The sequence below is a fragment of the Bordetella sp. BOR01 genome (genome assembly GCF_019218885.1).
Lineage (GTDB): Bacteria > Pseudomonadota > Gammaproteobacteria > Burkholderiales > Burkholderiaceae_B > Bordetella_A.
This window is the reverse complement of record NZ_JAHUWT010000003.1, coordinates 1,323,518-1,343,373: the sequence shown is the minus strand read 5'-3', so window position 1 is coordinate 1,343,373 and position 19,856 is coordinate 1,323,518. Positions and strand designations below refer to the sequence as shown.

General features: G+C 65.0%; 21 protein-coding genes and 1 riboswitch. Of the genes, 7 read left to right on the top strand and 14 right to left on the bottom strand.

What is annotated here, in order from left to right; all coding sequences use genetic code 11:
- Positions 1–84: 84 nt before the first annotated feature.
- From KW845_RS21270 to KW845_RS21260, 3 genes are all read left to right on the top strand, one after another.
- Positions 85–417, top strand: a complete 333-nt coding sequence (locus KW845_RS21270) for a DUF4387 domain-containing protein (RefSeq protein ID WP_218371305.1) — start codon at positions 85–87, stop codon at positions 415–417.
- 291 nt (positions 418–708) lie between these two features.
- A complete protein-coding gene (locus KW845_RS21265; RefSeq protein ID WP_370628264.1) occupies positions 709–945 on the top strand; it encodes a helix-turn-helix domain-containing protein in 237 nt (78 codons plus the stop codon).
- Positions 938–2,251 carry a HipA domain-containing protein gene (locus tag KW845_RS21260; RefSeq protein WP_218371303.1) on the top strand — a complete coding sequence of 438 codons (1,314 nt, stop codon included), beginning with the start codon at positions 938–940 and terminating at the stop codon, positions 2,249–2,251. Before KW845_RS21265 ends, KW845_RS21260 begins: the two co-directional genes overlap by 8 nt.
- 37 nt (positions 2,252–2,288) lie before the next feature.
- Here the strand turns inward: KW845_RS21260 and metF are convergent, their stop codons facing one another.
- The 3 genes from metF to ahcY form a co-directional block, all read right to left on the bottom strand.
- Positions 2,289–3,134, bottom strand: coding sequence for a methylenetetrahydrofolate reductase [NAD(P)H] (gene metF, locus KW845_RS21255; RefSeq protein ID WP_218371302.1), 846 nt, complete (start codon positions 3,132–3,134; stop codon positions 2,289–2,291).
- A gap of 13 nt (positions 3,135–3,147) precedes the next feature.
- Positions 3,148–3,483, bottom strand: a complete 336-nt coding sequence (locus tag KW845_RS21250; RefSeq protein ID WP_218371301.1) for a phage holin family protein — start codon at positions 3,481–3,483, stop codon at positions 3,148–3,150.
- 79 nt (positions 3,484–3,562) lie between these two features.
- Entirely contained in the window at positions 3,563–4,981 is a 1,419-nt protein-coding gene (ahcY, locus tag KW845_RS21245) for an adenosylhomocysteinase (RefSeq protein WP_218371300.1), read from the bottom strand.
- A 99-nt stretch (positions 4,982–5,080) separates the two neighbouring features.
- Positions 5,081–5,206: riboswitch (S-adenosyl-L-homocysteine riboswitch) on the bottom strand.
- Between the two features lie 100 nt (positions 5,207–5,306).
- On the opposite strand from ahcY, the gene KW845_RS21240 reads away from it, so the two are divergent.
- Complete coding sequence (locus KW845_RS21240) at positions 5,307–6,266, top strand: tripartite tricarboxylate transporter substrate binding protein (protein ID WP_218371299.1); 960 nt, start codon at positions 5,307–5,309, stop codon at positions 6,264–6,266.
- A 37-nt stretch (positions 6,267–6,303) separates the two neighbouring features.
- On the opposite strand, the gene KW845_RS21235 is transcribed toward KW845_RS21240, so the two are convergent.
- Positions 6,304–7,356 (bottom strand): glycosyltransferase family 1 protein, encoded by a 1,053-nt coding sequence (locus KW845_RS21235; RefSeq protein WP_218371298.1) that lies wholly within the window; start codon positions 7,354–7,356, stop codon positions 6,304–6,306.
- Between the two features lie 114 nt (positions 7,357–7,470).
- Here KW845_RS21235 and KW845_RS21230 point away from each other — a divergent pair, with 114 nt between their 5' ends.
- Positions 7,471–8,856, top strand: coding sequence for a YcxB family protein (locus KW845_RS21230; RefSeq protein ID WP_218371297.1), 1,386 nt, complete (start codon positions 7,471–7,473; stop codon positions 8,854–8,856).
- Positions 8,853–9,443, top strand: a complete 591-nt coding sequence (locus KW845_RS21225; protein WP_218371296.1) for a hypothetical protein — start codon at positions 8,853–8,855, stop codon at positions 9,441–9,443. The genes KW845_RS21230 and KW845_RS21225 overlap by 4 nt, the downstream gene beginning before the upstream one ends.
- Positions 9,444–9,516: 73 nt before the next feature.
- Here KW845_RS21225 and KW845_RS21220 read toward each other — a convergent pair whose 3' ends face one another.
- The 5 genes from KW845_RS21220 to KW845_RS21200 all read right to left on the bottom strand — a co-directional run bounded on the left by KW845_RS21220 (position 9,517) and on the right by KW845_RS21200 (position 13,877).
- Positions 9,517–9,762 carry a DUF1289 domain-containing protein gene (locus KW845_RS21220; protein WP_218371295.1) on the bottom strand — a complete coding sequence of 82 codons (246 nt, stop codon included), beginning with the start codon at positions 9,760–9,762 and terminating at the stop codon, positions 9,517–9,519.
- Positions 9,763–9,845: 83 nt separating this feature from the next.
- Positions 9,846–10,736, bottom strand: coding sequence for an alpha/beta fold hydrolase (locus KW845_RS21215; protein WP_218371294.1), 891 nt, complete (start codon positions 10,734–10,736; stop codon positions 9,846–9,848).
- A 30-nt stretch (positions 10,737–10,766) separates the two neighbouring features.
- On the bottom strand, positions 10,767–11,417 hold the full coding sequence (gene leuD / locus KW845_RS21210) for a 3-isopropylmalate dehydratase small subunit (protein WP_218371293.1): 651 nt from the start codon (positions 11,415–11,417) through the stop codon (positions 10,767–10,769).
- A complete protein-coding gene (gene leuC, locus KW845_RS21205; protein ID WP_218371292.1) occupies positions 11,414–12,835 on the bottom strand; it encodes a 3-isopropylmalate dehydratase large subunit in 1,422 nt (473 codons plus the stop codon). Before leuC ends, leuD begins: the two co-directional genes overlap by 4 nt.
- A gap of 58 nt (positions 12,836–12,893) precedes the next feature.
- Positions 12,894–13,877 carry a tripartite tricarboxylate transporter substrate binding protein gene (locus tag KW845_RS21200; protein WP_218371291.1) on the bottom strand — a complete coding sequence of 328 codons (984 nt, stop codon included), beginning with the start codon at positions 13,875–13,877 and terminating at the stop codon, positions 12,894–12,896.
- A 144-nt stretch (positions 13,878–14,021) separates the two neighbouring features.
- Here KW845_RS21200 and KW845_RS21195 point away from each other — a divergent pair, with 144 nt between their 5' ends.
- Positions 14,022–14,945, top strand: coding sequence for a LysR family transcriptional regulator (locus KW845_RS21195; protein WP_218371290.1), 924 nt, complete (start codon positions 14,022–14,024; stop codon positions 14,943–14,945).
- An 8-nt stretch (positions 14,946–14,953) separates the two neighbouring features.
- Here KW845_RS21195 and KW845_RS21190 read toward each other — a convergent pair whose 3' ends face one another.
- The 5 genes from KW845_RS21190 to KW845_RS21170 all read right to left on the bottom strand — a co-directional run bounded on the left by KW845_RS21190 (position 14,954) and on the right by KW845_RS21170 (position 19,854).
- Positions 14,954–15,940 carry a tripartite tricarboxylate transporter substrate binding protein gene (locus KW845_RS21190; protein ID WP_218371289.1) on the bottom strand — a complete coding sequence of 329 codons (987 nt, stop codon included), beginning with the start codon at positions 15,938–15,940 and terminating at the stop codon, positions 14,954–14,956.
- A 77-nt stretch (positions 15,941–16,017) separates the two neighbouring features.
- Entirely contained in the window at positions 16,018–17,394 is a 1,377-nt protein-coding gene (accC, locus tag KW845_RS21185) for an acetyl-CoA carboxylase biotin carboxylase subunit (RefSeq protein ID WP_218371448.1), read from the bottom strand.
- 2 nt (positions 17,395–17,396) lie between these two features.
- Entirely contained in the window at positions 17,397–18,875 is a 1,479-nt protein-coding gene (locus KW845_RS21180) for a CoA-binding protein (RefSeq protein ID WP_218371288.1), read from the bottom strand.
- A complete protein-coding gene (locus tag KW845_RS21175) occupies positions 18,872–19,600 on the bottom strand; it encodes an acetate--CoA ligase family protein (protein WP_218371287.1) in 729 nt (242 codons plus the stop codon). Before KW845_RS21175 ends, KW845_RS21180 begins: the two co-directional genes overlap by 4 nt.
- Positions 19,601–19,632: 32 nt before the next feature.
- A complete protein-coding gene (locus tag KW845_RS21170) occupies positions 19,633–19,854 on the bottom strand; it encodes a biotin/lipoyl-binding carrier protein (RefSeq protein ID WP_218371286.1) in 222 nt (73 codons plus the stop codon).
- Positions 19,855–19,856: the final 2 nt, after the last annotated feature.

The following is a 19,856-nucleotide window of genomic DNA, read 5'->3' as shown; positions in this document are numbered from 1 at the left end:
AGGGGGGCGGAGCCGGCTCCGCTGCGCCCCTGGTCTGGCCACGCCTGTTTCATGCGGCGCATAACACAAGGAAAAAATGACATCATGACTTCAGACACTAGAGCGCTGACCACCTACGCCAAGGTGATACGCAGCAAGAACTCCGGGCCCTTCGAACTGACGTTCGACATCATGTTCGACGCCGATGAGCCCTACTTTCATGTCAAGCGCAGCGGCGTCATCACCCTCGAGAACGTTGCCACGGCCTTTTCGATCGCACCCGACCAGGTGTTGGTCTGCAAGGCGTTCGATGCCGCGCGGGCATTCAAGGTCACCATCAAGCGCCCGGTAAGCTCGGGCGACCTGACCGACCGCGATGTCTACGGATGCCAGCAGCACGTTCCCCTGACCCGCATCCAGGTGCCGGTCAAGGCTTGATAGCTCCGAGGGCGGTGGACCATCGTCCCCAGCCTCTTTACGAGACTGGGTCCGCTTACGCCCCAGGATGCAAAGGGTCATCGCAGGCTAGCTGACGCAATAAGTTTCGGGATACCGAAATTTTCGGACTACCGTAGGATTTTGGCCGATAATTTCGGTTAGCCGAAATTATCGTGACTTTCTAGATATTCTGCGCTTTAATTTCGGCATACCGAAATTAAAGCTGCCATGAACCGTCTCCCACCCCCCGACACAAGCTCCCCGGCCTCGCCCATCTCTGACACGAGGGCATTGGGAGCGCTCGTCCGCGCCGCCCGGCTCGCCCAGGGTTTTCGGATCGATGACATGGCGGCATTTTGCGGCGTGTCGCAGGATTTGATGTCCAGGCTGGAAAACGGCCGCCCGGTGACATCGGAAAAGCTACTGCAGGTATTGCACCGGATGGGGTTGGCCATGCTCGTCTTGCCCAAAGCCGATATACCGGAAGCTAACAACAGGCTCGCATCCGAGGAAAACCCACATGGCTGAGCACATGTTGATCACGGCAGGTAGTGCGCAAGTCGGGACACTGGGGTTTGATTCCCGCCAGGACGAATTCGAATTCAGCTATGCCCCGGGCTGGCTAGCGCATCCTCAACGCTTCCCGCTTTCGCCATTTTTTCCTTTGGATGGCCCGCCCGCGGCGCCTGCCACCGTACGCCGCTTCCTGGATAACCTGATGCCCGAAGGCCGGCCGTTGAGAATAGCGGCTCAGCATCTCAAGATATCCGAGCAGAACATCGTCGGCCTGCTGATCGAACTGGGTCGGGAAACCACGGGCGCACTCAGCTTCCAACTCGACAATGTCGCGCCGACCGAGCCTGTGCCGATGCGCGAGATCACGCGGGATGAACTCGCGCAGCGGATTGCGCAACGAGCCTGGATCGAGTTCGCAATCTGGGATGGCAAAGTCAGGCTGTCGACTGCGGGCGTACAAGACAAACTCGCAGTGCATCGAATCGATGACGCGCTGTTCCTGCCGGACGACGGCCACCCTTCGACCCATATTCTCAAACCAGAATCCGAAGATCCGAGAACAACCCATTTGGTCGCCAATGAATTCTGCTGCATGCGCCTGGCAAGCGCCATGGGCCTGGCAGCCGCACCTGTCGAAATTCTGCGCTTGCCGGAGCCCGTTCTGATGGTCCAGCGGTTCGACCGCCACAAGCATGAAGGAGAGATCCGAAAAGTACATACCATCGACGCCTGTCAGGCGTTGGATCTTCCGGTGACGTACAAATATGAACGCATTTATGGCGCCTCACGCGATGTGGCGCACCTGCGCGATGGCGTTAGCGTGGCCAGATTGGCCAGTATGGCTGACACATCTGCCTTGGCGCCCGCGCAATATCTGCGCAGTATGCTGCAGTGGGTCTTTTTTCAGTTCTTGATTGGCAATAGCGACGCCCACGGCAAGAATCTGTCGTTCTTTTGTACAGCGCAAGGGCTCCATATGACGCCTTGGTATGACTTGGTCAGCGTGGCCCAATATCCGCATTTTGATCAGGAAATGGCCATGGCGATCGGCGATGTGTTCGAGTTCGACGCCATCCGTCCATTCGACGTCGCGGATATGGCTGCGCGGCTCGCCATGCCGCGCAACGCCTTGGCCCGCCTGATGACCAGCCTGGCAACCAAGGCACAACGTGCCTTGCCCCACCTGGTTCAGGCTCCCGAGCTTGTTGCCGACGAACGCCTCATGGCTGAATCGATCGCTGGTCTGGTCCGCACGCGTAGCGAGCGGTTGATGCAGCTCGCCCACGACATGCCGCAAGTATCCGAAGACCCGCTGTAAGCGCCATCAAGCCTATCTTTCTGCATGCCCCGTCTGGCTAGACCAAATCCAGCTCGCGCCAGATCGCCAACGGCGCCTCGGCGTGGTTCAGCGTATAGAAGTGCAGCCCCGGCGCGCCGTTGTCGAGCAGGTTCTGGCAAAGCTCGCCGATCACATCCACCCCGAAGGCGCGGATAGAGGCCTTGTCGTCGCCGAACTCGGCCAGCCGCAGCCGTATCCAGCGCGGGATTTCCGCGCCGCACATTTCCGAGAACCGCACCAGTTGCGTGTGGTTGGTGATGGGCATGATGCCCGGCACGATGGGAATGGACACGCCCTTGCCCTGCGCACGATCGACGAAATCGAAATAGGCGTCGGCGTTGAAGAAATACTGCGTGATGGCGGCATCGGCCCCGGCATCGACCTTGGCCACGAAGTGGTTCAGGTCGGCCGCCGGGCTGGTGGCCTGCGGATGCATTTCGGGGTAGGCCGCCACTTCGATGTGGAAGGCATCACCGGTTTCGGCGCGGATGAAGGCCACCAGGTCGGCCGCATAGCGCAGTTCGCCCGCGTCGCCCCCCATGCCCGAGGGCAGATCGCCGCGCAACGCCACCAGGCGGCGCACGCCCTGGTCGCGATAGGCGGCCAGGATATCGCGCAGATTCTCGCGCGTGGCGCCGATGCACGACAAATGCGGCGCGGCATCGCAGCCCAGGTTCTGCAACATGCGCACGGTATCGGCCGTACCGGCGCGGGTGGAACCCCCCGCGCCGAACGTGACGCTGACATAGCGCGGCTGGATGGCCAGCATCTGCTTGGCCGCGCGCACCAGCCGCTCTTGGGCGGCGATGTCGCGCGGGGGGAAAAACTCCAGGCTCAGCGCCGCGGGGGAAGGTCCGGTCATCAGGAAGAGAAAATCAGGGGATCAGGCGCGAAAGCAGGCCGGAAATGATGCTGTACAAAATGGCACCCGCCACGGCCCACCAGAAGCCGTTGACCTGGAAGCCGCGCAAGATCGAGCCGGCCAGCCAGAACAGCAGGGCATTGAGCACGATCAGGAACAGGCCCAGCGTAACGATGGTGATGGGCAGCGTCAGCAGCACCAGCACCGGCTTGACCAGCATGTTCAACAAACCCAGCACCAGCGCGGCTATCAGCGCCGAACCGAAGCTGGCCACGGTAATGCCGGGCAGCAGATAAGCGACGGCCAGCAGGGCAACAGCGTTCAACAGCCAGACGAGTATCAAGGTCATTGCGATCTCCGGTAAGGCGCCAGAATATTGGCAAAGCCGCCGCGCATGGCGCGCGGCGTGCTTCTATTGTGCTACAGGTTCAATAGCGATAGTGGCCGGGCTTGTAGGGGCCCTCGACCGGCACGTTGATGTAGTCGGCCTGGTCCTTGCGCAGCGAGGTCAGGTTGACGCCCAGCTTCTTCAAGTGCAGGCGCGCCACTTTCTCGTCCAGTTGCTTGGGCAGCACATAGACCTGGCCGCGCACGTAGGCGTCGTTGCGGGTGTACAACTCGATCTGCGCAATGGTCTGGTTGGCAAACGACGACGACATCACGAACGAGGGGTGGCCCGTGGCGCAGCCCAGGTTCACCAGCCGGCCCTTGGCCAGCAGGATGATGCGCTTGCCATCAGGGAACACCACGTGATCGACCTGCGGCTTGATCTCTTCCCATTGGCAATCATCCAGCCCGGCAACGTCGATTTCGTTGTCGAAGTGCCCGATATTGCAGACGATGGCCTGGTCTTTCATGGCCTGCATGTGCTCGCGGGTGATGACGTGATAGTTGCCCGTGGCGGTGACGAAGATGTCGGCGCGGGCGGCGGCTTCTTCCATGGTCACGACCTTGAAGCCTTCCATGGCGGCCTGCAGTGCGCAGATCGGGTCGATCTCGGTGACCCACACCTGGGCGCGCAGCGCGGCCAGCGCCTGCGCGCAACCCTTGCCCACATCGCCATAGCCGGCCACCACGGCGACCTTGCCGGCCACCATCACATCGGTGGCGCGCTTGATGCCATCGACCAGCGATTCGCGGCAGCCGTACAGGTTGTCGAACTTGGACTTGGTGACCGAGTCGTTGACGTTGATGGCGGCAAAGGCCAGTTCGCCCTTCTGCGCCATCTGGTACAGGCGATGCACGCCGGTGGTGGTTTCTTCGGTTACGCCGCGGATTTCCGCCAGGCGGGTCGAATACCACTTGGGGTCGCGCGCCAGCGTGGCCTTGATGGCGGCGAACAGCACGCGTTCTTCTTCGCTGCCCGGCTTGGCCAGCACCGAAGCGTCTTGCTCGGCGCGCGCGCCCAGGTGCAACAGCAGGGTGGCATCGCCGCCGTCGTCCAGGATCATGTTGGCATGGCGGCCCTGGGGCCATTCGAAGATGCGGTGCGTGTACTGCCAGTACTCTTCCAGGGTTTCGCCCTTGACCGCGAACACCGGCGTGCCGGTGGCGGCAATGGCGGCGGCGGCGTGGTCCTGGGTGGAAAAGATATTGCACGAGGCCCAGCGCACTTCGGCGCCCAGCGCCACCAGCGTCTCGATCAGCACGCCGGTCTGGATGGTCATGTGCAGGCTGCCGGCGATACGCGCGCCCTTCAGCGGCTGGCTGGCCGCGAACTCGTCGCGGATGGCCATCAGGCCCGGCATTTCGGTTTCGGCAATGGCCAATTCGCGGCGGCCCCAGGCGGCCAGGGACAAATCGGCAACGAGGTAATCGGCAACGGCTTGGTCGGGTACGGCATTCATGGTGTGTGCTCCGGTAAAGAATCAACGGCAATGCGCAACGCGGACGGCCGTACGGAACACCATGATGGAACAGGCGCCCGCCTTTATCGTCCGCTGCGACAAAGGTGAGCGCCGTTACAGGGCACCGCCGTGGCGGTGCCTGATGAGATTCCTGAGCCTGGCAACCCCTGCTGGCTGGCCCGCGCGTGGGGGCAGCCGGGGATCGTCGCAGCGCTCCTCAGGACTGACCCGAATTGTACCGGCTGGCGCAAAGCGTGCAACACCAGTCAGGCGCTCGTCAGACGTTCACCGATACAGTGACCGGGTACGAAAACGGAGACACATCATGCTGAAATTACCCCGCTGCCTGGCCCGTTCGCTATGCGGGCTGGCCCTGCTGGCCTGGGCGGCCGGCGCCCAGGCTGCCTGGCCCGACCGGCCCATCACCCTGGTGGTGCCCTTTCCGCCAGGCGGCACCACCGACATGGTCGGCCGGCCGCTGGCGCAGGCGCTGTCGCAGCGGCTGGGGCAGCCGGTCATCGTCGACAACCGCTCGGGCGCGGGCGGCACCATCGGCGCGGCCGACGCGGCGCGCGCCAAGGGCGACGGCTATACGCTGTTCCTGGCCACCATCGCGCACACGATCGCGCCGTCCACCTATGAGCACCTGCCGTACGACTTCCAGAAAGATTTCGCGCCGGTCACCACCATCGCGTCGTCGCCCAATATCCTGATCGTGAACAAGAAGCTGCCGGTCAAGTCGGTGCAAGACCTGCTGAAGTACGCCAAGGCGCATCCCGGCGAACTGAACTACGGCTCGGCGGGTATCGGCAGCACCGAGCACCTGGCCGGCGAACTGTTCAAGCGCATGGCGCACATCGACATCCAGCACGTGCCCTACAAGGGCGGTGCGCCGATGATGTCGGACCTGATGGGCGGGCAGATCCAGATGGCCCTGGAAACCAGCGGATCGGCCATTGCCCAGGTGCGGGCCAAGACGGTGACGGCGCTGGGCGTCAGCAGCTCCAAGCCCAGCCCGTACTTTGCCGGGATCCCGGCCATCGACGAATCCGGTGTGCCGGGCTACACGTTCGAGACCTGGTACGGCCTGATGGTACCGGCCGGCACGCCTGCCGATGTGCAGGCCAAGCTGTACCAGAACACGGTCCAGGCCTTGAAGTCGCCCGAGATGCAGCAGGTCATGAAAACCATCGGCGCGCAGGCGGGCGGCGAGCCCCCGGCCGAGTTCGGCAAGTTCATCGCCAGCCAGACCAGGAAATGGCATGACATCCTGAAGGGCGGCTGACAACCGGCCTGGCGGCGGCCGTGCGACGTGCCCGGCATCACGCCGTGCTTGCCGACCCCGCCGCCACGGGCCAGTCGGCCGCGCCGGCCGGCGTCAAGGGCACCAGGGCGGCCAGCAGGTCGTGCGCGATTTTTTCCCAGGTGCGCTTCAACGCGCCTTCGCGCACCCCGGCACGGTCCAGTTCCAGCGCTTGCCGGCACGCCATGGCCAGGTCGTCGTTGACGAAGCCGGTGGCACCGGCCTCGATCACCGCCAGCGGCGCCTCGCTGTGGAACGCGGCCACCGGCGTGCCGCAGGCCATGGCTTCCAGCATGACCAGGCCGAAGGTATCGGTCAGGCTGGGAAACACGAACACGTCGGCCGCCGAATAGTAGGCCGGCAGCTTTTCGTCGGGCTGCATGCCGGTAAAGTGCGCAGCCGGGTAGGCCTTGCGCAGGCGCGCCTCGTCGGGCCCGGCTCCCACCACCACTTTGCTGCCCGGCAAGTCCAGCGACAGGAAGGCATCCAGGTTTTTCTCGCGCGCCACCCGGCCCACGCTCAGGAAAATGGGCCGCGGCAGATCGGCGAAGGCATCGCGCGGGCCGGGGCGGAAATGCGCCGCGTCGACGCCGCGCGACCACACTCGCAAGTTCGCCAGGCCGCGCGCCGCCACGATGTCGCGCACAGTGGGCGTGGGCACCAGCACGCAGGCCGATGGCCGATGGAACCAGCGCATGTATTTCCAGGGCAGCGACGCCGGAATACCCATGCGGGCCTGCAGGTAGTCGGGAAACAGCGTATGGAACGAGGTCGTGAAGCGCCAGCCGCGGCGCATCGCCATGCGCCGCGCCGCCAGGCCCAGCGGACCTTCGGTGGCGATGTGCAGGGCATCGGGCACGGTGTCGCCCAGGATGCGGCGCAGTTGCCGGCCCGGTGTCAGACACAGGCGCAGTTCCGGTTCGGACGGCGCGGGCACGGTGCGCGCGCCATTGGGGTTGACCACGATCAGTTCATGGCCCCATTGGGTCAGCAGGCGCTGCATGGTGGTCCAGGTACGAACCACGCCATTGACTTGCGGCGGCCAGGCGTCGGTGACGAGCACGATGCGCATGCGGGTCCTCCGGGGCGGAAGAGTGGACAATGGCGGGATTTAGCCTGCGGGATGTTACGGGGGTGCGACGGGAATGTGACGGGGTTCTGACAGGGGTGGGTGCGTTAAGGCATCATGGATTCGGATAATCGGGAGCAGGGCAGCCGCCAGTATCACTTTATCGAGAATGCTAAATTCTTGTTCGACGATGACGGAGGCCGTATGGCTGAGCGGGGCTTTTTCCGGGACGAAGGGCGGACATCGCGCGGCATGATGGAGAGCAACGCCACCGGCGAGCGGGACGGAACATTGACGATCGAGGCCCCGATCGACTTGCAGGACCGGATAGCGGCCGCGCTCTTCACCTATTCCGATCTGTTCGCCGCAGGGCGGCGGTGCCTGCTGCACCTGCTGGCGTGGGTGGTGATCGTGCTGCTGCTGGTGATAAGTTTCTCGTCCTGGCAAGAGAGCGGCCGTCAGGGCATCGGTGCTTTCGCTTCCCGCTTCATTCCTGACCTGTTCGGCCTGGACGGCTTGCCCATTCTGATCGTCGCCCTGCCGGTGCTGCTCTTCTACGCCATCCACCCCGCGATCGTTCGCAATCGCTTGCGGCGCTGGTACCGCGACGAGCGGTTCGACCAGCCCGTCGACGCGACCTATCGCTTCGAACCCGGCGGCCTCGCTGTGACGCTACCCGGGCGCAAGACCGTTCTCGCCTGCTCGCGCATCAAAGGCGTCGTCCGGACACCCACGCATCTTCTCGTCTCACTCAAGGACATCGAGGACGTCTTTGCCTTGCCGCTGCGCGTGCTGTCCGACGAGCAGGTCGCGCGTATCGAGGCATGGGCCGCATCCTGCCATGCCGGCCTCGCCGCGGCGGATCACGGCCTGCTGGAGCGAGAAGCACGCTCTGATCAGCAATCGTTGCTGACATCCCGGTTCCAGTTCAACGAGACCGACCGCGCCGTCGCGATCGGCTGGCAGATGGAACGCCCCGGCATGCGGCGGCGGCGGCGGCGCGGCTTCATCCTCGCCTTCCTGGTCACCGCCTTCATCGTGCCGCTGATTTTCGGCTTTCTCTGGTTGCTGGATCCCGCGCGTGTTCCCTTCCGCTACGCCTTTCCACTCTTCATCGAGCTGTCCACCGGCTTCTTTTGGCGATATGTGCTGGGTGTCTGGGCGATCATTACCATCATCATTCTCTTGCACCCGTGGTCACGGCGGCGGCAGGGGTACCAGCTTGCCCAGCGGATGCACAAGCGGGTGCAGGCCCATGAGTACAAGGTGCAGCTTTACGAGGACAGGCTCGAAGTCTGCCAGGACGGCTGGTGCAACCACTTCGAGGCGATCGGCTTCGAAGGGATCGAGCGCCAGGGCGAGCATCTCATCGTGCTGTGGGAGAAAAGCGAACCCCTGATCCTGCCCCTGCGCGCGCTCGACCTCGACAAACTGGCCATCTTCGAGCGCACCGTCGATCGCTGGGGCGACAAGGAAGACCACCGACCGGAGGCCGAAGCATGAGCAAGCCACGCATACCTCCCCTCGTCGCGCTGTTCGCCGCGCTGGCGCTTTCGGCCGGAGTGCAGGTCTCGCGGGCCGAGACCATCGTGATGCCCTACGGACTCTCTATCGCAATACCCGAGGGCTGGGTGGTGGACGGATCGCCGCAGGGGAAACTTTCCAAGACCGGGCTCCGCCGGGTGCAACTCGTTTGCGAAAGCGAAGCCTGCAAACAAACGCAAGAGACTTGCACCATCCTGATGCGCGCCAAACAGATGGAAGGCGACGACGACATCGCCAAGCTGCATTCGCTCTATGCCTCGCCGCTCCAGCAGTACTTCCGCCTGCGCGCCGTGCTGCGCGCAACCGGCCGCGATGCCGGGATTCGCAAGCCGCTCGATCTGGTACGCATCGGCGATCGGGAATGGTATCGGGTCGAGACTGATGCGCGGCACAACTACAAGTCGGGCTTGTTTGCCGAGACCGTCATCGATGGTCTCTACGTCGGCGGAATCTGCAAGTCCTGCGAAACGGGTGAGATCCGCCATCAGAGCGGCTTGCAGATCCTGATGAGCCTGAAGAAATCGAACGCCGCTTCGCTGCGATGATGGTGCGGCTTTCAATGAGCGACAGGGTGCGCACGTACTTGTCGACGCTGACTCGTGCCAAGTCGAACAGCGGTCACCCCTTGCGCCGCGGATATCCCTGCGCCCGGATGCGCTGCCAGACGGCTTGTTTTTCTTCGTCGGTCATGAACACCCAGTTGGACACTTCCATGGCCGTCCGTCCGCAGCCGCGGCAGATTTCGTCGAACAGGGTCGAGCAGACCGCCACGCAGGGCGAATCGGTGGCGATGAAGGCTTGCTGCGAGGCGTCGGCGCAAATGGAATCGGGCGCGTTGCCGCCCTTCGAAGGGGTGTTGCTCATGCGGCGCAGCTTACCATCCGCAGTGCGTCCCTTTTTAGATGGCCCTGCTGGCGTAGCGGGTAGGTTTCCCCCCGCTGCGCCTCTTACCCTTGGCCGAACAGTCTGGCCGCTTCTTCCAGCACCTGCTCGGGCACTTCCTCGGCCAGGTAATGCGCGCCCGGCAGGGCGCGGCCAGTGACGTCGTCGGCCACGGCGCCCCACAGGCCCAGCACATCGAAATTGCGCCCTACCGCGCCACGCTCGCCCCAGAACACCCGCACCGGCTGGCGCAACCGTTCACCACGCTGGCGGCCGTCGCGGTCGTGCTGCAGGTCGATGGTGGCCGAGGCGCGGTAGTCTTCGCAGATACCGGTGGCCCAGCCCGGCAGGCGCGCGCAGCGCTCGTACTCGGCCAGGGCCTGCGGCGCGAACAGGGCCAGCCCGCCAGGCCGCCCGCCCATCACCGACCGCACGTAGAAGGCCGGATCGTGCCCGATCATGGTCTCGGGCAGCGGCGCCGGCTGGATCAGCCAGAACCAGTGGTAATACGCCTGGGCGAAGGCGCGCGTCGTACCTTCGTACATATCCAGCGTCGGCGCAATGTCCAGCAGCATCATGCGCCCGACCCGCGCCGCATGGTCCAGGGCCAGGCGATGCGCCACGCGCGCGCCGCGGTCGTGCGCCAGCACGTCAAAGGTATCGAACCCCAATGCGCTCATCAATTCGGCCATGTCGCGCGCCATCTCGCGCTTGGAATGTGCCGCGTGGTCGGGCGAGGCCGGGGGCTTGCCGCTATCGCCATAGCCGCGCAGGTCGGCCGCGATACAGGTGCGATAACGCGTCAGCCCGGGCCACACGCGGTGCCAGATCACATGGGTTTGCGGATGCCCGTGCAACAGCAGCAATGGCGGCCCCGAGCCCTGCACGCGGGCAGCGATGCGGGTGCCATTGACCTGGAAGGTTCGCAGCGGCAAATCGAATAGCGTCTCGGACAAGGTGTGCTCCCAGTGAATAGCGTTAGCGCGTCAGCCCGCGGCGTCCAGCCGCGCGCGCACGCGCTGCGCGACGTCCCGCATCCAGGGATGGCGGGCCCAATGCCTGGCCTCGTAGCGCTCGATGTCATCCAGCTGCCGCAGCGAGGCGCCCACCATATCCTGGTTATGCGCGAACATGTCGCGATGCCGGGCCGACATCGGAAACGACGCGGTCCAGCCGTCGGCGGCCTTGACCGTCGCGGCCAGCACGTCGATCTCGACCCCGGCGTCGGCGGGCCGGGACACGCGCTGCAGCAGCGCGTCCACGTCCGCAGCGGGCAGCGTCACCAGCAGCAGGCCGTTGTTCAGGGCATTGAAGAAAAAAATCTCACCGAAGCTCGGCGCGATCACGGCCCGGATGCCGAATTGCTGCAGCCCCCAGACCGCGTGCTCACGGCTGGATCCGCAGCCAAAGTTCGGGCCCGCCACCATCACCGACGCCCCGGCGTAGGCCGGCTGGTTCAGCACGAAATCGGTGCGCGGCGCACCGGTTTCGTCAAAACGCAGGTCATACAGCAGGCCGCGGTCCAGCCCGGCCTTGTCGACGATGCGCAGGAACTGCTTGGGCATGATCTGGTCGGTGTCCAGATTGCTGAAAGGCAAGGGCGCCGCGACGCCCGCGATGACAGAAACCGTGCTCATGCTGCCTGCTCCAGTGTGCGCGCATCGACGATCCGGCCGGCCAGCGCGGCCGCGGCGGCCATGGCGGGGCTCATCAAGTGCGTGCGTCCGCCGCGTCCCTGGCGGCCCTCGAAATTGCGGTTGGTGGTGGATGCGCAGCGCTCGCCCGGACGCAACATGTCGTCGTTCATGGCCAGGCACATCGAACAGCCGGGCTGGCGCCATTCGAAGCCCGCCTCGATCAGCTGGGCGGCAATGCCTTCAGCTTCGGCCTGCGCCCGCACGGCGCCCGACCCCGGCACGACCATGGCGCGCACCCCCGGCGCCACCTTGCGCCCGCGCACCAGGCCGGCCACCACCCGCAAGTCTTCGATACGGCCATTGGTACAGGAACCGATGAACACGCGGTCGATCGGCACGCCGGCAATGGGCATGCCGGGCGCCAGGCCGATATAGTCGATGGCCTTGCGCAGGGCGATGCGCGCCAGCGTGTCGGGCTCGGCATCGGGATCCGGCACCGTGCCGGTCACCGGCACCGCCTGGTCGGGGCTGGTTCCCCAGGTCACGAACGGCGCGATCAGGGCGGCATCGAACACATGTTCAGCCTCGAAGCGCGCGCCGGCATCGGAATACAGCGTGCGCCAGTGTGCGCGCGCCAGGTCCAGGTCGGTGCCGGCCAGATGCGGCGCGTGGGCCTCTACATAGCGCCGCGTGGTGTCGTCGGGCGCGATCAGCGCGGCGCGCGCACCGGCTTCGACCGTCATGTTGCACAGGGTCATGCGGGCTTCGGCGGACAAGCCGTCGATGGCCTGCCCGCAGTATTCGACCGCATAGCCCCGCGCGCCCTGCGCGCCCAGGCGATGCACCACGTAGATCACCAGGTCCTTGGCCGACACGCCGGCGGGCAAACTGCCGTCGATGCGCACGCGCATGTTGCGCGCCACGCGGTACACCAGGGTCTGGGTGGCCAGGATGTGCTCGACCTCGGACGTGCCGATGCCGAATCCCAGCGCCCCCAAGGCCCCGTATGTGGTGGTGTGGCTGTCGCCGCACAGCACCACCATGCCCGGCAGGATCATGCCGTGCTCGGGCGCCACCACATGCTCGATGCCTTGCAGCGGATCGGTGGTGTCGAACAGCACGATGCCCTGCTCGTCGCAGTTGCGCTTCAGGTTGCGCGCCTGCAATGACGAGGCCGGTTCCTGGATCACGCGCGCCGCCGATGGCACGGCATGGGTGGGAATCACGTGGTCCACCACCGCCATCTGCTGGCCCGGCCGCAACACACGGCGGCCGCGGGCGGCCAGGCCGCTGAAGGCCTGCGGGCTGGTGTACTCGTTCATGATGTGCAGGTCTACGTAGAGCAGCACATGCTCGCCGTCGATGCGGGCCACTTCGTGGCTGGCCACCAGTTTGTCGTATAGAGTCATGCCGCGCATGATCGAAGTTCCTCGGTAAGGTACGGCCCGCGGCCGGTCGCCGCGAACGTTGCCGGCATCAGTTGGGTTCGATGCCGGCGGCCTTGATGATCCCTGCCCAGCGCGTCATCTCGGCGGCCACCATCTGGTCGGCCTGGGCGGGGGTGGATATCAGTGGCTCGAAGCCTTCCCGCTTCATGCGGTCGACCACTTCGGGCGAACGCAGCGCATCGCCCAGCTTGGCATTGAGCGTATCCACCACGGCCTGCGGCGTGCCGGCGGGCGCGCTGATCACGAACCAGGTGTTGAATTCATAGTCGGGCAGCCCCGATTCGGCGATGGTGGGCACGTTGGGCAATAGCGGCGAACGCGTCTTGCCGGTGACGCCCAGGGGCTTGAGCTTGCCGCCATCGACTTGCGGCTTGGCGGCCGACAACACCGGGAAGCTCATCTGCACTTGGCCGCTGATGGTGTCCAGCATGGCCGGGCCGCCCCCCTTGTAGGGCACGTGCAGGATCTGGGTCTGGGACACCGACTTGAACAGTTCGGCGGCCATGTGGAAAGTGCTGCCGGTGCCGGCCGACCCGAAGCTCACATCGTTGGCCGGGCGCGCGCGCACGTATTCCAGCAGTTCGGCCACGCTATTGACCGGCAAGCCGTTGGTCACGGTAAGCACGTGCTGCGAGGTAGCCACCGTGCCCACCGAGCGCAGGTCTTTCACCGTGTCGAAGGGCATGGTCTTGAACAACGACGGGTTGATCGCCAGCGACATCGTATTGATCGCCAGCGTGTAGCCGTCGGGCTGGGCCCGGGTCACGGCGGTCATGCCGATATTGCCGGACGCGCCGGCGCGGTTCTCGATCACCACGCTCTGGCCCAGCTGCTTGGCCCAGGCATCGGCGATCAGGCGCGCGGTGATGTCCACGCTGCCGCCGGGCGCGAACGGCGCCACCAGCGTGATGGCCCGCTGCGGAAAGTCCTGCGCCAGGGCGGGCACCGCCGCGCTACAGCAGGCGGCCAGGGTGGCCAGAAGCACGGCGCGCCGGGAATGAAATGGGGTCATGAATCGAGTCTCCTTTGGGCTGGGCAGCGGTGAGCCACCCTGGTTGATGTTGTGCAGGCAGTGTATAGGCCTATTTTGTTCTTATAATTAATTCATAAATAAAGCTTTATTTAAATTTATTTAATAATTGAAGCAAGGTGCCTCATGGATGCCATGTCCGACCTGGCTTTCTTCTCGCTGCTGGTCAAGCACGGCAACCTGTCGGCCGCCGCGCGGGAACTGGGCCTGACGCCGCCTGCGGTCAGCACCCGGCTGGCGAACCTGGAGCGCCGGCTGGGCGTGCGCTTGCTGAACCGCACCACGCGACGCGTCAGCGTCACCCAGGAAGGCGAGCTGTACCTGGCCGAAGGCGGCCGCATCCTGGCCGACCTGGAAGCCCTGGAACGCAATGTCGCCAGCGCTCGCGCACAGCCGCGCGGACTGCTGCGCCTGAATGCCACGTTCGGATTCGGCCGCGCCCACATCGTGCCGGCCGTGTCCGACTTCGCGCAGCAGTACCCCGAAGTGGAAGTGCAGATGCGGCTGACCGACAGGCCGGTCAACTTGATGGACGAAGGGTTCGATGTGGCAGTGCGCTTCGGCGAGATTCCCGACGCGCGGCTGACGGCCCGCAAGATCGCCTCGAACCACCGCCTGCTATGTGCCTCGCCGCACTACCTGCGCGCCCACGGCGAACCGCGCACGCCAGGCGAACTGCAGCGGCACCGCTGCATCGTGGTGCGCGAGAACGATGTGGCTTATGGCACCTGGCACCTGCAGGCGGGGCAGCGCGTCGAAACCGTGAAAGTGCGCGGGCCGCTCAGTTCCAACGATGGCCAGAGCGCGCTGGAATGGGCCCTGGCCGGCCATGGCATCGTGATGCGGTCGGAATGGGAAACCGCGGCCTATCTCAGGTCGGGGCGCTTGCGGCCCGTCTTGCCCGACTGGAACACGCCGCCCGCCGATATTCACGCCCTGTACCCCGAACGCCTGAACCTGCCGGCCAAGACCGTGGCGTTCGTGGACTTCCTGGTGCAGCGCTTTGCCAGGCACGTGCGCCCGCCGGGCAGCGACGATTCCGTGTGGTAGCCGCCCGTCTACTTGCCGTCAGGCGACTTCCCGACCTTGAGCTTGCCCAGCACTTGCTCGACACTTTGCGTTTCCGCCGCCAGCATCTCCGAGGTTTGCTGCGCATCCAGGAAACGCGGCGCCCACTGGTTTTTCTCAAGGAAAACGCGCCAGTCTTCGGTATCCGACACTTGCTTCAAGGCCGACTCCCAGAACTTGACCTGGGCGGGCGAAATGCCCTTGGGCGCCAGCACGCCCTGCGGCGATGAGGTCACGACATCGATGCCCAGCTCTTTCCAGGTGGGGGTATCGCTCAACACCCCCTGCAGGCGTTGCGGCGCGCCGATCACCAACAAGCGCACCTTCCCGGTCTGCAGCGCCGGAATGATGGTGGGCGTGGTCGCGCCCACGACATCGACGTTGCCGCCGATCAGATTGGTAATGGACTCGCCAGACGACTTGAACGGCACGAACGTCAGCTTCGAGATATCGACCCCCGCATGCATCAAGGGCTTGGCCACCCCCACATGCACGTCATTGCCCAGGGTCGCGGCGATGGCGATATTCAAGTCGTCGGGGTCTTTCTTCAGGTGCGCCACCAGATCCATGGCCGTCTTGAACGGCGAATCGCTGCGCACCAGCACCCCGACATAGCCATCGAGCAGCATCGCGACCGGCGTGTAATCTTTGTACGAGACCTTGATGTTGCCCAGATAGTTGTTATTGACCATCGACGTGGCCAGGGTCATCAAATAATGCGGATCCCCGACATGCTGGTCCAGTACGTTCAAGGCCATCTGGGTCGATGCCCCGGGCTTGTTCAATACGACGATATCGCTGACCAGCTTTTTCGCCACCAGCAGTTCCTGCAGCTTCCGGGCTACCGCATCCAGCGAACCGCCGGGGCCGGCGGGCACAATGAACTGCACTTCCCTGTTTATTTCGGATTGCGCAACGGTGCCCTGCAGCGGCAACATCGCGAGAAAAGCCAATACCCCAAGAACGTGTTTTCTCATCTTAGTGTCTCCTCGGCCTGAAAGTGCCGTAAAGCAGGGCTTGTCTCAGGGCGGCCAGGCCTGTGCCGCATGCCCTGTCACAGCAAGCGCTGCATCGGATGCTTGCTGTACATGTGCTCTTTGATGAACCGCGTGTGCACCTCGTTATTCAGGAAGGCGGGTTCTTCCAGCAGGCGCCGGTGAAACGACAGCGTGGTGGCGAACCCTTCGATGCGAGCCTCGGACAAGGCGCGGCCCATGCGGGCCAAAGCCTCTTCGCGGTCCTGTCCCCAGACCACCAGCTTGGCCAGCAACGAGTCGTAGTGCGCGGGCAGGCAATAGCCCGCGTAGGCATGGGTATCGACCCGCACGCCCGGTCCGGCCGGCATTTCGAATTCGACGATGCGACCGCTGCGGGGCAGAAAGCCCTTGTCCGGGTCTTCGGCATTGATCCGCAGTTCGATGGCGTGCCCGCGCAGGTCTACGTCTTCCTGGCGCAAGTCCAGGGGCCGGCCGGCGGCGATCGACAATTGCAGTTTCACCAGGTCCAGGCCGGTCAGCAGTTCCGTGACCGGATGCTCGACCTGGATGCGGGTATTCATTTCAATGAAATAAAACGCCTGCGTCACGGGGTCTACGATGAATTCCACCGTACCCGCGCTGCGATAGTGGATCGACTCGGCCAGCTTGGTCGCCGCCGCCCGTATCCGCGCCTGCGTCGCCGGGCTCAGGATGGCAGCGGGAGCTTCTTCAACCAGCTTCTGGTGCCGGCGCTGCAACGAGCAGTCTCGCTCGCCCAGGTGGATGACGCGCTGGCCGTCTCCAACCACTTGCACCTCGATGTGCCGGACCCGCTCAAGGAATTTCTCGATGTAGACCTCGCCCGAACCGAACGACGCCTGGGCTTCGGCGACCGCGCGCTCCATGCTTTCGGCAAGTTCGGCATCATCGTGCGCAACACGCATGCCGCGCCCGCCGCCACCTGCCGCGGCCTTGATCAGCACGGGGTATCCCACCCGGTGCGCCATGGCCACGGCTTGTTCCACCGACGCAACCGCCGCGGCCGACCCCTGTATGACGGGCACGCCGGCAGCCTCGGCGCACCGCCGCGCGGCGATCTTGTCGCCCATCGTGCGAATGACCTGGGCCTGCGGGCCGATGTACACCAGCCCGGCCTGTTCGACCTGCTCGGCGAAGTCCGCGTTTTCTGACAGAAACCCGTATCCGGGATGCACGGCATCGGCCCCCGTGCGGCGGGCGGCCTCGAGCAGCGCGGCGGCGTTCAAATAACTGTCGGCGGGCTTCGGGCCGCCGATGCATACGGCCTGGTCGGCCATGCGTACTGCCCTGGTTTCCTGGTCGGCCTCGGAATAGGCCTGCACAGACTGCAGGCCGGCTTCGCGGCAGGCCCGGATAATCCGCAACGCGATTTCTCCCCGGTTGGCAACCAGGACTTTGCGGAAAGGACGAGGCATGGTCATGGGGTCTCCGGGCGCGACTGGCGAAAGCGGGAATACCTGTGCAGGGCGGCCAGGGCTTGCGCCACCGCCGGCAAGCTGAAGAAAACCGGAATGCCCGATTGCATGGCCAGGCTGGCATACGTCTGGCGCTTTGCTTCCAGCTCTGGCTGGCCGGTCGAACGCAGCACCAGCAACAAGCGAACCGCGGCGGGCAGCATGGCTTTGAGCCCGATGGCGGCGTGCACCAGTTCATCCAGCAATTCGCCCTGTCGATAACCCAGGATGACAGGCAGGTTCAGGTGCATGACCACGGCGCCGGGCCGTTCGGTGGCGGCCACTGTGTCAAGAATGCGGCGCGCCAGCGCCCCGCGGTCGCGCTGCAGGATATTCGCGGGCACGTCCAGCGGATTCTCGATACCCGCCCCCGGCGGAATGCCGAGTTGCTCCAGGGCGGCAACCGTGCCGGCCCCGAGCGGCGGCACATCCACGCCCAGCCTGCCCAGCGCATCGGCGGCCAGCACACTGGCGCCGCCGCCATTGCCGAACAGGATCACGCGGCCGTCGAACGCGCAGGCACGCGTGCTTTCGTGTTCCAGCGCAACCAGTGCGTCGATGAAGTCCTCCATCGTATCGGCCAGGATCGAACCCGTCTGTGCCGCCAGCGCACGCCACACTTGGTCATTGCTGGCCAGCGAACCGGTATGCGATGCCGCCGCCCGCTGCCCTTGCCGGGTACGCCCCCCCTTCAACAGCACCACGGGCTTGCGCGCCCGCGCGCCGCGCAGCAATTCAAAGAAGCGGCGCCCGTCGCGGATGTCTTCGATATAGGCGCCGATGACACGCGTGCCGGGGTCGTCCAGGTAATGCTGAAGCAGGTCGCTGGAGTCGACATCCAGGCAGTTGCCCAGCGATACCACCCCGCTGAAGCGCAACCCCCGGTATTCGCCGCTGCGCACGATGTCGATGGACAGGCCCCCGCTTTGCGACAGGATGCCCACCACGCCGGCATCGCCCATCTGGCCATCCGTGAACGTGACCCGCCCCGATGGCGAGTAGATGCCCATGCAATTGGGCCCCAGCAGTCGCATGCCGCCCTGTCGCACGGCCTGCAGCAGGGCGGCGCGCAGGCCGCCGCCGCGCCCGCCTTCGCCAAAACCGCTGGACATGACCTGCGCGTAGCGGACCCGATGCTTGGCCGACGCCAGTAACGGCGGCACCGCTACGGCCGGAATGGCGATGAAGGCGTAGTCGATCGGTTCGGGCGTGTCCGCCAAGGACGGATAGGCGGGCAGCCCTTCCAACTGGCTTTCGGTGGGATGAATGGGGTAGATCTTTCCTGGGTATCCGGCTGCGCGCAGGCGCTGGATGAACTTGTTGCCCTGCCCGGCGCTCTTGGCGGACACGCCGGCCACCGCGATGGTGGCCGGACGGAACAGCGCCTTGAAGTTTTCAGGCGGGCGGGCGCCAGGCCAGACATGCTGCGAGTCGAGGATCACGTTGGCTCACCGTGCGGGCAAAGCATCAGGCGCGCATCGACGGCCACCGCGCCGTCGGCCGATACGATCAGTGGGTTGATGTCGAGCTCTGCGATGCTGTCGGCGTGCTGGGTCAGCAGGCCGCCATCGCCGCCGATGGCCAGCAGCGTCGCGGTCAGCACTTCGTCGGGGATGCGCGTGCCGCCCCGGGCCCCCCGCAACAGCGCGGCGCCCTGCAGTTCATCGAGCATCTCGTGGGCATCCAGCGGGGTAATCGGGCAAATGCGAAACGCGACATCGCGCAAGACTTCGACGAACACGCCGCCCAGGCCGATCATGACCACCTGCCCGAATGACGGGTCTCGAAAACCGCCGATGACCAGCTCAACCCCGGGCGCGGCCATCTCTTCCAGCAGGAAACCGCTTAATCGGTGGCCCGCCGTGGCGCAACGAGCCGACATCGCATCCATGCCCGCAAGCACTTCATCGGCATGCCGCAGGCCAAGCTTCACCCCGCCAAAATCGGATTTGTGCAGTACGTCGGGGGACATCAGCTTCAGCGCGAACGGGCCCCGCAGGCTTTCGGCCGCAGGCCGGACATCTGCCGCCCCCCTGATGACCATGGACCGGGGCACCCGCAGTCCATACAAAGACAGAACGTGTTTTGCCGTGGGCTCGTCCAGCGACCGCCCGCCCTGGCGGCGTGCCTGTTCGATGATGGGCCCGGCCGCTGAGGGCGATGGCATGGATTGGCTCCTGGCGGAAACGGGATTGCGGCTCAAGCTTTCAGCACGGCCACCAGCTCGCCTTCCGAGATCGTCTGCCCTTCGGTCACGCATATCTCTTGCACGGTAGCGGCCTCGGGTGCCGTTACCGGGATCTCCATTTTCATGGACTCCAGGATCATCAGCGAGTCATCCTCCGCAACCTTGTCGCCCGGCTTGACCAGGATTTTCCAGACCGTACCGGTGATGTCGCTGGGAATGTTGATAGTGGACATGG